At 71.6% G+C, this 13542-nt stretch carries 9 protein-coding genes; 7 read left to right on the plus strand and 2 right to left on the minus strand.

All coding sequences use genetic code 11. The annotated features are described in order from the left end of the window. Positions 1-217 precede the first annotated feature (217 nt). From ACZ56L_RS00250 to ACZ56L_RS00265, 4 genes are all read left to right on the plus strand, one after another. A complete protein-coding gene (locus ACZ56L_RS00250; RefSeq protein WP_471059897.1) occupies positions 218-2023 on the plus strand; it encodes an IucA/IucC family protein in 1806 nt (601 codons plus the stop codon). 100 nt (positions 2024-2123) lie between these two features. Continuing rightward, positions 2124-2855: a GNAT family N-acetyltransferase gene (locus tag ACZ56L_RS00255; protein ID WP_468683591.1), complete on the plus strand. Its 732-nt coding sequence runs from the start codon at positions 2124-2126 to the stop codon at positions 2853-2855. Positions 2856-2996: 141 nt separating this feature from the next. Continuing rightward, positions 2997-4856, plus strand: coding sequence for an IucA/IucC family protein (locus ACZ56L_RS00260; RefSeq protein WP_471061605.1), 1860 nt, complete (start codon positions 2997-2999; stop codon positions 4854-4856). A gap of 73 nt (positions 4857-4929) precedes the next feature. After that, on the plus strand, positions 4930-6912 hold the full coding sequence (locus tag ACZ56L_RS00265; protein WP_345217351.1) for an ATP-dependent DNA helicase: 1983 nt from the start codon (positions 4930-4932) through the stop codon (positions 6910-6912). A gap of 91 nt (positions 6913-7003) precedes the next feature. Here the strand turns inward: ACZ56L_RS00265 and lexA are convergent, their stop codons facing one another. Beyond that, positions 7004-7789 (minus strand): transcriptional repressor LexA, encoded by a 786-nt coding sequence (gene lexA / locus ACZ56L_RS00270; protein WP_468683587.1) that lies wholly within the window; start codon positions 7787-7789, stop codon positions 7004-7006. A 615-nt stretch (positions 7790-8404) separates the two neighbouring features. Here lexA and nrdR point away from each other — a divergent pair. After that, complete coding sequence (gene nrdR, locus ACZ56L_RS00275; RefSeq protein ID WP_345217353.1) at positions 8405-8917, plus strand: transcriptional regulator NrdR; 513 nt, start codon at positions 8405-8407, stop codon at positions 8915-8917. 166 nt (positions 8918-9083) lie between these two features. After that, positions 9084-11975: a vitamin B12-dependent ribonucleotide reductase gene (locus ACZ56L_RS00280; RefSeq protein ID WP_471059903.1), complete on the plus strand. Its 2892-nt coding sequence runs from the start codon at positions 9084-9086 to the stop codon at positions 11973-11975. A 132-nt stretch (positions 11976-12107) separates the two neighbouring features. Here ACZ56L_RS00280 and ACZ56L_RS00285 read toward each other — a convergent pair whose 3' ends face one another. Further along, positions 12108-12638: a TerD family protein gene (locus ACZ56L_RS00285; RefSeq protein WP_345217355.1), complete on the minus strand. Its 531-nt coding sequence runs from the start codon at positions 12636-12638 to the stop codon at positions 12108-12110. 196 nt (positions 12639-12834) lie between these two features. Between ACZ56L_RS00285 and ACZ56L_RS00290 the strand changes: the two genes are divergently transcribed. After that, positions 12835-13440 carry a YdbC family protein gene (locus tag ACZ56L_RS00290; protein ID WP_401758030.1) on the plus strand — a complete coding sequence of 202 codons (606 nt, stop codon included), beginning with the start codon at positions 12835-12837 and terminating at the stop codon, positions 13438-13440. Positions 13441-13542: the final 102 nt, after the last annotated feature.

The raw sequence follows: 13542 nt of genomic DNA on the forward strand, positions 1-13542 counted from the left end.
TCCCGCACCCGACACCGATGAGGACACCGCAGTCGAAGCCGAGGCAGGCCACGGGGCCGGGACGGCCGGCCCGGGCTCGTCCGGCACGACCGCGTCAGCGACGGCCGACCAGACCGGCTCAGCGACGGCCGACCCGACCGGTTCAGCGACAGCCGGCTCGCCCGCGTCAGCGACGGCCGGTCCCGCCGGGTCAGCCCAGGACTCGCCGGTCGAGCCCGTGACCGTTCCCCGGCAGCTCTCCAAGGCGAGCGGGCCGCGGCCCGGCCCGCTGGGGCCGCGCCCCGACCTCCTCGACCACCCCGACCCGCGCACGGCGGCGGACGCGGCGGCCGTGGAGAACCTCCTGCGCTGCTGGGTACGGGAGACCGGCCTGGCCCGCCCCCGGGGCGACACCCTGCGGATCCCGCTCCCGAACACCGGCACCTCGCTCCTGGTCCCGGTCCGCTACTGGTCCGCCGCCGGATGGCACCGCTTCGGGATGCCGATGCTGGCGAGCGGCCCCGGGCACGCCCCGACCGTCGACGCGGTGACTCTCGCGGCACTGCTGGGGCGGGAGACGGCGCCCGAGGACTCCGCGGGCACCCACTCCCCGGACGGCGCCGACCTGGCCGGCCGGGTCGCCGACTCGGTGCGCAGGACCGCCGAGTTCCTCGCCGACCGGCGCGCCGACCCCGGGCCCGCAGCCGGGGCGGACCTCTTCCTCACCGCCGAGCAGTCCCTGCTGCTCGGGCACCCCACGCACCCCACGCCCAAGAGCCGCGAAGGGCTCTCCGAGACCGAAGCGCGCCGCTACTCACCGGAGTTGCGGGGCTCCTTCCCCCTGCACTGGCTGGCCGTCGACCGCTCCGTACTGGCCCAGGACTCCGCCTGGACGGAACGCGGCCGCACCCTCAAGGCCGAACAGCTCGCCACCCGGCTGGCCGGTGACCCGCGCCTGCCGGAGGGGACGGCGCCGCTCCCGCTGCACCCCTGGCAGGCCCGCGAGGTGGCGCTGCGTCCCGCCGTCGCGGCCCTGTTCCACAAGGGGCTGCTGCACGACCTGGGGCCCTCGGGCGACGTCTGGCACCCGACCTCCTCCGTACGCACCGTGCACCGGCCGGGCGCCACCGCCATGCTCAAGCTCTCCCTCGGGGTACGCATCACCAACTCCCGCCGGGAGAACCTCCGCAAGGAACTCCACCGGGGCGTCGAGGTGCACCGGCTGCTGCGCGGCGGCCTCGCCGAGCGGTGGCACGCCGCCCACCCCGGGTTCGACATCGTCCGCGACCCGGCCTGGCTCGCCGTCGACACCCCCGACGGTGCACCCGTCACCGGGCTCGACGTGGTGTTCCGGCACAACCCCTTCGGGCCCGACGACGACGCCGTCTGCGTCGCGGGCCTCACCGCACCCCGCCCCTGGCCGGGCCGGGCCGGCATGCACTCCCGGCTCGCGGACTGCGTCGCGCGACTGGCCGCCCGTACCGGAAAGCCCGCGGGAGCGGTGTCCGCCGAGTGGTTCCTGCGCTACCTCGACCAGGTCGTACGGCCCGTGCTCTGGCTCGACGGACAGGCCGGCATCGCCCTGGAGGCCCACCAGCAGAACACCCTGGTCCTGCTCGACCGGGACGGCTGGCCGGCCGGTGGACGCTACCGCGACAACCAGGGCTACTACTTCCGGGAGTCCCACCGCGCTGCTCTCGAAGCCCGGCTGCCCGGCATCGGGGAGCACAGCGACACCTTCGTCAGCGACGCGGTCACCGACGAGCGCTTCGCCTACTACCTCGGCATCAACAACATCCTCGGCCTGATCGGCGCGTTCGGCGCCCAGCGTCTCGCCGACGAGCGCGTCCTGATCGCCGCACTGCGCCAGTTCCTCGGCAAGTCCACCGGGCTCGGGTCCGCACTCCCCGCCCAGCTCCTGGAGCGGCCCACCATCCGCTGCAAGGCCAACCTGCTCACCCGGCTGCACGGCCTGGACGAACTCGTGGGCCCCGTCGACACCCAGTCCGTCTACGTCACCCTCGCCAACCCCCTCCACTCCTGACCCGCCCGACGCCCCGCCCCCACCGGAAAGTTCCCCCACTTCGTACCCGTTTCAGCCGCGGGACCGCCTCCCTCCGGCCCGCTGAGAGGAGCGCGCCGCCGTGCCCACCACCGATGCGAGCACCGACGTCGGAGCCGACCCGGTCCCCCGCAGCACCTCCCGGGCCGGCACCGGCCCCCCGGCAGGGCCGGACACCGAGGACACCCTGGAACTCCGGCTGCCCGACGGGTTCGTGGCCCGCTCCGGGCCGGCCGGGGAGGGCGACCTCCTGGACTCCGTCGCGGACTGGCCGGCGGCCGCCACCCCCGTGGGCACGTTCCGGCTGCGCCCCGTGCGGCCGGATTCCGACCTGCCGCTCCTCACCCGGTGGATGAACGACCCCGCCGTCGCCGCCTTCTGGGAACTCGCCGGGCCCGAAGAGACCACCGCCGCCCACCTGCGCCCCCAACGGGAGGGCGACGGACGCAGCGTGCCCTGCCTGGGGGTCCTCGACGGGGTCCCGATGAGCTACTGGGAGATCTACCGGGCCGACCTCGACCCGCTGGCCCGCCACTACCCCGCCCGCCCGCACGACACCGGCGTCCACCTGCTCCTCGGCGACGCGGCGGACCGCGGGCGGGGCCTGGGCGCCGCGCTCCTGCGGGCCGTCGCCGATCTCGTCCTGGACCACCGCCCGGCGTGCTCGCGCGTCGTCGCCGAACCCGACGTGCGCAACACCGCGTCCGTCCGGGCCTTCCTCCGCGCGGGCTTCCGGCTCGCCGGGGAGGTCGACCTCCCCGACAAGAGGGCCGCGCTCATGATCCGTGACCGCGCCCACCCAGCACAGACGTAACCCCGTCCGCGGCGGCCCCGCCGTCCCGGTCGCCTGCCGGCCCGACGCTTTCGCCGCACCACCCGTCCCGCATCGCTCCCACCCCGAGGAGTCACCGTGCCGAAGCCCGTCCCGACGCCCGTCCCCGTCCCGGCGCAGACCATATCCGCGCCCGGCCCCCGAGCCGCTGCTCCCGCGGCACCGGCCCTGTTCGCCCCGCCCGAACTGACCGGAGCCCTCTGGGAGCGCGCGGCGGGCCGGCTGCTCGCCAAGACGCTCGCGGAATTCGCGTACGAGGAGATCATCGAACCGGTCCCGGCCCCCGGCCCGGTCCCGGACGCGGCGGCGCCGGCCGCCGGGGCGACACCCCACACGCTCCGCCTCGACAACGGCGAGATACTTTCCTTCCGCGCCCGCCGCGGTTCCTACGGCGGCTGGCGCGTCGACCAGGACTCCATCGAGCTCCAGGACCACGACCACCCCGAGCGCCGCCCCTTCCACGACCCCGTGCGCTTCCTGGTGCTCGCCCGCCGCCTGCTCGGCCTCGACGGCGCCACCCTCGGCCACCTGATCCGCGAGCTGACCGCCACGCTCGCCGCCGACGCCCGCCTCGACCACACGGCCGTCAGCTCCGCCCGCCTCGCCGAGCTCTCCTACGCCGAACTGGAGGGCCACCAGACCGGCCACCCCTGGCTCGTCCTCAACAAGGGCCGCGTCGGCTTCTCCGCCGAGGACGCCGACGCCTGGGCCCCGGAGGGCCGCACCCCGGTCCGGCTCCCGTGGATCGCCGTCAGCACCGCCCTCGCCCGCTACCAGGGCATCCCCCCGCTCGCTGATCCCGAACGGCTGTACGACCAGGAGCTCGACGCCGCCACCCGCGCGCGTTTCGCCGCCGCGCTCCGCGACAGGGGCCTGGACCCGGCGGGGTACCTCTGGCTGCCCGTGCACCCCTGGCAGTGGGACGAGGCGATCCTGCCGCTCTTCGCACCGGCCGTGGCCCGGGGCGAGATCGTCCCGCTGCCCGCCGACGACGACCTCAGACTGCCGCAGCAGTCCATCCGCACCTTCCTCAACGTCAGCCGTCCCGAGCGGCACACCGTCAAGCTGCCGCTGTCGGTCCTCAACACCCTCGTCTGGCGCGGCCTGCCCACCGAACGCACCGTCGCCGCGCCCGCCGTCACCGCGTGGATGCAGGGGCTGTACGACACGGACGCGTACCTCAAGGAGGAGTGCCGGGTCGTGCTGCTCGGCGAAGTCGCCTCCGTCGCCGTCGAACACCCCGTGTACGACCACCTGCCGGAGGCCCCGTACCAGTACAAGGAACTCCTCGGCGCGATCTGGCGCGAACCCCTCGAAGGCCGCCTCGACCCCGGTGAGCGGGCCCGCACCCTGGCCGCGCTGCTGCACACCGACCCCGAGGGGCGGGCGTTCGTCGCCGAGCTCGTCGACCGCTCCGGGCTCGCCGCCGAGAGCTGGCTGCGCCACCTGTTCGCGGCGACCCTGCCGCCGCTGCTGCACTTCCTCTACCGGTACGGCACGGTGTTCTCCCCGCACGGCGAGAACGCCATCGTCGTCCACGATGCGCACGACGTGCCGGTCCGGCTCGCCATCAAGGACTTCGTCGACGACGTCAACGTCAGCGAGGAACCGCTGCCGGAACGCGACACCATGCCCGACGACGTCCGCGCCACCCTGCTCACCGAACCGGCCGCCTTCCTGCCGCAGTTCATCCAGTCCGGTCTCTTCATCGGTGTGTACCGGTACCTCGCGCCGCTGTGCGAGGAGCAACTGGGCGTGCCCGAGGCCGAGTTCTGGTCACTCGTACGGGCCGAGATCCTGAAGTACCAGGCGCGCTTCCCGGAACTCAAGGAACGCTTCGAGATGTTCGACCTGCTCGCGCCCCGGCTGGAGCGGCTCTGCCTCAACCGCAACCGGCTGCACACCGACGGCTACCGCGACCGCCCGCACCGCCCGCACGCCACCGTGCACGGCACCGTGCCCAACCCGCTGCACCGGCCGTGACGGCCTCGCGGGCAGCGGCCGGAAACCGGCTGTGACCGTCGTTGTCAGTGCCGCGTCGTAGGGTGGTCGGGCTATGACGAAGCCCTCACTCCCCGAGCTCCTCCACGCCGCCGTCGCCTCCGTCGGCGGCGTGGAACGGCCAGGCCAGGTCACCATGGCCCAGGCCGTCGCCGACGCGGTCGACGACAACTCCCACCTGCTCGTCCAGGCGGGCACCGGCACCGGAAAGTCCCTGGGCTATCTGGTGCCGGCCCTCGCGCACGGCGAGCGCGTCGTGGTCGCCACGGCCACGCTGGCCCTCCAGCGCCAGCTCGTGGAGCGGGACCTGCCGCGCACCGTGGAGGCGCTCAAGCCGCTGCTGCGCCGCACCCCGCAGTTCGCCATGCTCAAGGGCCGGTCGAACTACCTCTGCCTGCACCGCCTGCACGAGGGCGCCCCGCAGGACGAGGAGGACGGCCTCTTCAACCCGATCGAGAGCTACGAGTCCTCCGGGCCCAGCAGCAAGCTCGGCAAGGACCTGCTGCGCATGCGGGACTGGGCCGACGAGACCGAGACGGGCGACCGCGACGACCTCACCCCGGGCGTCTCCGACAAGGCGTGGGGCCAGGTCTCCGTCTCCTCCCGCGAGTGCCTGGGCGCCAGCAAGTGCGCGTACGGCGCGGAGTGCTTCGCCGAAGCCGCCCGCGAGCGGTCCAAGCTCGCGGACGTCGTCGTCACCAACCACGCCCTGCTCGCCATCGACGCCATCGAGGGCGCTCCGGTCCTGCCGCAGCACGAGGTGCTGATCGTCGACGAGGCGCACGAACTGGTCTCCCGGGTCACCGGCGTCGCCACCGGCGAGCTGACCCCGTCCCAGGTCACCCGGGCCGTCAAGCGCGCCTCGAAGATCGTCAACGAGAAGGCGGCGGACGCCCTGCTGACCGCCTCCGACAGCTTCGAGCGGGTCATGGAGCTGGCCCTGCCCGGCCGCCTGGAGGAGATCCCGGAGGACCTGGGGTACGCGCTGATGGCGCTGCGCGACGCCGCCCGCACGGTGATCTCGGCGCTCGGCTCCACCAAGGACCGGTCCGTCACCGACGAGGACGCCGTCCGCAAGCAGGCCCTCGCCATGGTCGAGAACATCCACGGGGTCGCGGAGCGCATCGCGAACGGCTCCGAGTACGACGTGGTCTGGTTCGAGCGCAACGAGCGCTACGGGACCGCCTCGCTGCGCGTCGCGCCGCTCTCCGTGTCCGGGCTGCTGCGCGAGAAGCTCTTCACCGAGCGCTCGGTGATCCTCACCTCCGCCACCCTCAAGCTGGGCGGCGACTTCAACGGCGTCGGCGCCTCCCTGGGCCTGGCCCCCGAGGGCCGGCACGGCGAGGACTTCCCGGAGTGGAAGGGCCTCGACGTGGGCTCGCCCTTCGACTACCCCAAGCAGGGCATCCTGTACGTCGCCAAGCACCTGGCCCGTCCCACCCGGGACTCCGGGCGCGAGGACATGCTCGACGAACTGGCCGAGCTGATCGAGGCGGCGGGCGGGCGCACGCTCGGCCTCTTCTCCTCGATGAAGGCCGCCCAGACGGCTGCGGAGGCGCTGCGCGAGCGGCTCGACCTGCCGATTCTGCTCCAGGGCGAGGACACCCTCGGCGAGCTGATCAAGGGGTTCGCCGCGGACCCGCGGACCTGCCTGTTCGGCACGCTGTCGCTGTGGCAGGGCGTGGACGTGCCCGGGCCGAGCTGTCAGCTCGTGGTGATGGACAAGATCCCGTTCCCGCGCCCCGACGACCCGCTGATGAGCGCCCGCCAGAAGGCGGTCGAGGACAACGGCGGCAACGGCTTCATGGCGGTCGCCGCGACCCACGCGGCGCTGCTCATGGCACAGGGCGCGGGCCGGCTCGTCCGGGCCACGGGCGACAAGGGCGTCGTGGCGGTCCTGGACCAGCGCCTGGCCACCGCCCGGTACGGCAGCTACCTCAAGGCGTCGATGCCGGACTTCTGGTACACCGTGGACCGCAACCAGGTGCGCCGGTCGCTGGCCGCGATCGACGCGGCGGCGAAGGCCGAGGGCGCCTGAGCAGGGCCGGGGCACCCGCTCCTGACGTGAGAGGGCCCCGGCGCGTCCACCTCAGTGGTCCCGGGGCCCTCTCACATCACCGCGGCGGGCGTCAGACACGCCGCAGCACTGCGACGACCTTGCCCAGAATGGTCGCGTCGTCGCCGGGGATCGGCTGGTACGCGGCGTTGTGCGGAAGCAGCCAGATGTGGTTGTCCTCGCGCTTGAAGCGCTTCACCGTCGCCTCGCCGTCCAGCATCGCGGCCACGATGTCGCCGTTCTCCGCGACCGGCTGGCGGCGCACGGTCACCCAGTCGCCGTCACAGATCGCGGCCTCGACCATGGAGTCACCGACGACCTTGAGGACGAAGAGCTCGCCGTCGCCCACCAACTGGCGGGGGAGCGGGAAGACGTCCTCGACCGACTCCTCGGCGAGGATCGGACCGCCCGCCGCGATCCGGCCGACCAGCGGCACGTACGACGCGGCGGGCTTTCCGGCCGTGTCGGTGGGCTGGGTGCTCGGCTGGTCGGAGCCGCGCACCTCGTAGGCGCGGGGGCGGTGCGGGTCGCGGCGCAGGAAGCCCTTCCGTTCGAGAGCCATGAGCTGGTGGGCGACGGAGGACGTGCTGGAGAGCCCGACCGCCTGCCCGATCTCGCGCATGGACGGCGGGTAGCCCCGGCGCTGCACCGAGTCCCGGATCACCTCGATCACCCGTCGCTGCCGGTCCGTGAGGCCCGAGCTGTCCGCCCTGATGCCCGGAGGTCGGCCGGGCAGCGAGCGGGCGGGCTTGCCGCCCTCGGCGTTCGTGGTCGCGTCGTTCATGGCATGCACCGGCTCAAGTCGGCCCTGGGAGCGGTCCTGGGCGGCGATCGTTGCGCTGTCCGCGGTGGTGGTCATGGTCGGCCCCTCTCGAATGGTCTCCCTGACCGGACAACGGTAGTAGCTTTCGAAAGGTTGCGCCAAACACACGTTCGAGTGAAAAACCGCAGAATGGCTGCCCTATTCGTACGGATGGGTGTATGGAACGAGCGTTCCGCAGTGATCTACGGGGGGAGGGTCACAGGTTCGCGCCCTTCGGCCCGAACGGCAATTCGGCTCATTGCGGTAGCCTTCTCCGTCGGGTCCCGTCCGGTCGAACACCGCGCCGCGAGGCGCCGCCGGGTGTCCCGCGGCTCTCCGCTGAGCCGTCCGGGGGAGGGGGATCCCGTCGGGTGCGGCGCGTCCCGTACTCTCGTGGGCGGTCGGGCTCCCGGCTTCCCGTCGGCTTCCCCGGTTCGACGGCTCGTGGGTGTCTTCCCCCCGGTTTTCCGCGGCTTTGCGGTGCGACACGCGCATAGGGGTGAAGAGTCGCCGAAACCCCACATCTAGTGGTTGGATCGTTCCGGCTGCCCACCAGTTGTGGTCCGTGGTCCTTCTGTGGCTCGGAATCGACTATGCTGGGAGCTGCTTCCAGGGTCCGCCACGCGACCTGCCGAAGCTCTTCAGACGTGCCGCGAAGGAGGCCTTGGAACCATGCACTGCCCCTTCTGCAGGCACCCCGACAGCCGAGTGGTCGACAGTCGCACCACGGACGACGGGACGTCGATCCGCAGGCGCCGTCAGTGCCCCGACTGCTCCCGCCGTTTCACCACGGTGGAGACGGCCTCGCTGATGGTGGTCAAGCGCAGTGGTGTGACCGAGCCCTTCAGCCGTACGAAGGTCATCTCCGGTGTGCGCAAGGCCTGCCAGGGCCGTCCGGTCACCGAGGACGCCCTCGCCAAGCTGGGCCAGCGGGTCGAAGAGGCGGTCCGGTCCACCGGCAGCGCCGAGCTGACCACCCACGACGTGGGTCTGGCCATCCTCGGCCCGCTGCAGGAACTCGACGTCGTCGCCTACCTGCGCTTCGCGTCCGTCTACCGGGCGTTCGACTCGCTGGAGGACTTCGAGACCGCCATCACGGAACTCCGTGACCAGCAGACTTCCGCCCAGCAGGCCGGACCGGACGGAAATCCGCCGGTTCCCGTGCCCGCGGCGGCGGCCGACTAGCTCGGCCCCCGCCGGCGCCTCTCGACGACGAGTCGAGGAGCCGGCGCTCCAAGAACTTCACGACCTGTCCCGGACGCCGTTGCGACGGCCGGGACGCCACGACACACACCGTGCCCCGGGAAGAACTGGGCACTTCTGGGCGTTTTAGCCCGATATGGGAGGCGGCATGACCGAGACGACGAGCGGCCCGGCACGAGGTTCCCGCAGCAAGGGTTCCAAGGGCGGCAAGGGTCTGCGTATCGAGCGCATCCACACCACGCCGGGCGTGCACCCGTACGACGAGGTGGTCTGGGAGCATCGCGACGTCGTCATGACCAACTGGCGCGACGGCTCGGTCAACTTCGAGCAGCGTGGCGTCGAGTTCCCCGACTTCTGGTCGGTGAACGCGGTCAACATCGTCACCAGCAAGTACTTCCGCGGCGCGGTCGGCACCCCGCAGCGCGAGACCGGTCTCAAGCAGCTCATCGACCGGATCGTCAAGACGTACCGCAAGGCCGGCGAGGACTACGGCTACTTCGCCTCCCCGGCGGACGCCGAGATCTTCGAGCACGAGCTGGCGTACGCCCTCCTGCACCAGATCTTCAGCTTCAACAGCCCGGTCTGGTTCAACGTCGGCACCCCGCAGCCGCAGCAGGTCTCCGCCTGCTTCATCCTGGCCGTCGACGACTCCATGGAGTCGATCCTCGACTGGTACAAGGAAGAGGGAATGATCTTCAAGGGCGGCTCCGGAGCCGGCCTGAACCTCTCCCGCATCCGCTCCTCCAAGGAGCTCCTGTCCTCCGGCGGCAACGCCTCCGGCCCGGTCTCCTTCATGCGCGGCGCCGACGCCTCCGCCGGAACCATCAAGTCCGGCGGCGCCACCCGCCGCGCGGCCAAGATGGTCATCCTCGACGTCGACCACCCCGACATCGAGAACTTCATCGAGACCAAGGTGAAGGAGGAGGAGAAGATCCGCGCCCTGCGCGACGCGGGCTTCGACATGGACCTGGGCGGCGACGACATCACGTCCGTCCAGTACCAGAACGCCAACAACTCGGTCCGGGTGAACGACGAGTTCATGAAGGCCGTCGAGTCCGGCGGCAAGTTCGGCCTGCGCGCCCGCATGACCGGCGACGTCATCGAAGAGGTCGAGGCCAAGTCCCTCTTCCGCAAGATGGCCGAGGCCGCCTGGGCCTGCGCCGACCCGGGCATCCAGTACGACGACACCATCAACAAGTGGCACACCTGCCCGGAGTCCGGCCGCATCAACGGCTCGAACCCGTGCAGCGAGTACATGCACCTGGACAACACCTCGTGCAACCTCGCCTCCCTGAACCTGATGAAGTTCCTCAAGGACGACGGCAAGGGCAACCAGTCCTTCGAGTCCGAGCGCTTCGCCAAGGTCGTCGAGCTGGTCATCACCGCGATGGACATCTCCATCTGCTTCGCGGACTTCCCCACCGAGAAGATCGGCGAGAACACCCGCGCCTTCCGCCAGCTGGGCATCGGCTACGCCAACCTGGGCGCCCTGCTCATGGCGACCGGCCACGCCTACGACTCCGACGGCGGCCGCGCCCTCGCCGGCGCCATCACCTCGCTGATGACCGGCACCTCGTACAAGCGCAGCGCCGAGCTGGCCGCGGTCGTCGGCCCGTACGACGGCTACGCCCGCAACGCGCAGCCGCACCAGGCCGTCATGAAGCAGCACGCCGACGCCAACGCCGCGGCCGTGCACGTCGACGACCTGGACAACCCGATCTGGGCCGCCGCCACGGAGGCCTGGCAGGACGTCCTGCGCCTCGGCGCGAAGAACGGCTTCCGCAACTCGCAGGCCTCGGTCATCGCCCCCACCGGCACCATCGGTCTCGCGATGTCCTGCGACACCACCGGTCTCGAGCCCGACCTCGCGCTGGTGAAGTTCAAGAAGCTCGTCGGCGGCGGCTCGATGCAGATCGTCAACGGCACCGTCCCGCAGGCCCTGCGCCGCCTGGGCTACCAGGAGGAGCAGATCGAGGCGATCGTCGATCACATCGCCGAGAACGGCAACGTGATCGACGCCCCGGGCCTGAAGACCGAGCACTACGAGGTCTTCGACTGCGCCATGGGCGAGCGCTCCATCTCCGCGATGGGCCACGTCCGCATGATGGCCGCCATCCAGCCCTGGATCTCCGGCGCCCTGTCCAAGACGGTCAACCTCCCCGAGACGGCCACCGTCGAGGACGTCGAGGAGGTCTACTTCGAGGCGTGGAAGATGGGCGTCAAGGCGCTCGCCATCTACCGCGACAACTGCAAGGTCGGCCAGCCCCTCTCCGCCAAGACCAAGGAGAAGGAGAAGGAGGCCGTCACGGCCAAGGCCGAGGACACCATCCGCACGGCCGTCGAGAAGGTCATCGAGTACCGCCCCGTCCGCAAGCGCCTCCCCAAGGGCCGCCCGGGCATCACCACCTCGTTCACCGTGGGCGGCGCCGAGGGCTACATGACCGCGAACTCCTACCCGGACGACGGTCTCGGCGAGGTCTTCCTGAAGATGTCCAAGCAGGGCTCGACCCTCGCGGGCATGATGGACGCCTTCTCCATCGCGGTCTCCGTCGGCCTCCAGTACGGCGTGCCGCTGGAGACGTACGTCTCGAAGTTCGTCAACATGCGCTTCGAGCCGGCCGGCATGACGGACGACCCGGACGTGCGGATGGCGCAGTCGATCGTCGACTACATCTTCCGCCGCCTGGCGCTGGACTTCCTGCCCTTCGAGACGCGTTCCGCGCTCGGCATCCACTCCGCCGAGGAGCGTCAGCGCCACCTCGACACCGGTTCGTACGAGCCGACGCTGGAGGAGCAGGAGCTCGAGGTGGAGGGGCTTTCGCAGTCCGCCCCGCTGGCTTCGGTCGCCGTCGCCCCCAAGGTGGAGGCCCCGGCTCCGGCCCCGAAGCAGAACGCCCCGCACACCTCGGCCGAACTGGTCGAGATGCAGCTCGGCATCAACGCCGACGCCCCGCTGTGCTTCTCCTGCGGTACGAAGATGCAGCGCGCCGGCTCCTGCTACATCTGCGAGGGCTGCGGCTCGACCAGCGGTTGCAGCTGATACGGCTGACGCCCCGGTGAAGGGGTGACACGGCAGTGGGCGGCGACTCCGTGAGGAGCCGCCGCCCACTGCCGTGCGCGCACGCCGGTGCCGGTGCGCGGCACACCGGCACCCGTCCGCGGGTCCCGCGGGTCAGCGCTGCCGTACGCCCATCAGCCCGGTGAACTCCTCCGGTTCGGCGTCGAAGCCGCGCACCGTCTCATGCATGTCCCACGTCCCGTCGGCCTCGCGCACGAACTCCGCGACAGTGGCCGACGTGGCTCGCGCGACAGTGCCGAACTCGCTGCTCAGGAGTTCGGTGTAGCCCTCGGCCACCCGCATCGAGGTGCCCTGTATGTCACCGAACTCCAAGCGGCCCTCGCGCTGTTGGATCGCCACTCCGAGCACCACCCGTCCGTACTCCTGCGACAGGCGCTCCAGCTCGATCGTCATCTGTTCGTCCGTGCCGAACCCCTGACCCGTCTTGCTGTCCCGGTGCAGGGTGATCGTCCCGTCGGGGGAGCGGCTGCCGAAGTGCACCAGGTACACCGGGTTGTCGTACGGGTCGTCCGCCCGGTACACGGCGGCGACGATGTCGAGGTCGGCGGCGGGCGCGCCGCGCGGGCTGGGGTCCCACTTGAGGGTGACCTCGGCCTTCCGGATGCCCTTGTTGAAGCTGCTCACGGTGTTGTCCCTCCCGCTTCCAGTCGTCCGCCGATCCTCACAGGGTGCACCGGGCGCGACAAGTCGGCCTGGGCGCGGCGCACATGGGGGCTGACGGAACAGGGGGGAAAGGAACAGGCCAACGGGGAGGCCCAGTTGGCGAGCGCGCCCTGTCGCGGGGTGACCTCCGCCACCCTCCTGGCCGTACGATGGCGCGGTGCTGGTCAAGTGGATTCGCTGCACTGCCGTGGACCGTCGAGGGTTCGAACAGGGGCAGCGGAAATGGGCGGGGCTGCTCGGCGAACCCGGTTTCCGGGGGCAGGGCGGCGGCTGGAGCAGAGGGCGGGACGGGGTGGCCCACGTCTTCGCCTTCTGGGAGAGCCGTGCCTTCTACGACTCCTTCATGGCCCGCTCGCACGAGCGGCTCGCCGCCGGACAGTCGGGAACGTACAAGGACAGTCAGGTCAAGCTGTTCGAGTACCGCTTCGACGTGAAGACGGGCTTCGAGCCGCACTTCACCGACGCCGACGTGGTGCGCGTCGCGCACTGCACGGTGCGGGAGGACCGGGTCGAGCACTTCGCGCTGATGCAGCGCAAGGTGTGGAACCCGGCGATGGCGGGCTCGCCCGGCATGCTGCGCGGGGTGTTCGGGGAGGCCCCCGGCAACGAGTTCCTGGTGCTGTCGATGTGGCAGCGGGCCGCCGAACGCGGCAAGTACCGGGCGGACCGGGTGGAGCGGCTGTCGCTCCAGGCGCAGACCGAGGCGGACGTGGCGGCCCTGACGGGCGACGTGGTGGACCTGGACCCGTACTGGACGGTGTGACCGGGCCGGTGCGACCGGGCGGTGCGGTCAAGGCCGGTGCGACCGTTCCGCGGCGGGTCCCGTACGCCGGATGGGGGCGCTGGGGCAGCCCGGTCGAGCCCG

Source organism: Streptomyces sp. NPDC039736 (assembly GCF_055596485.1).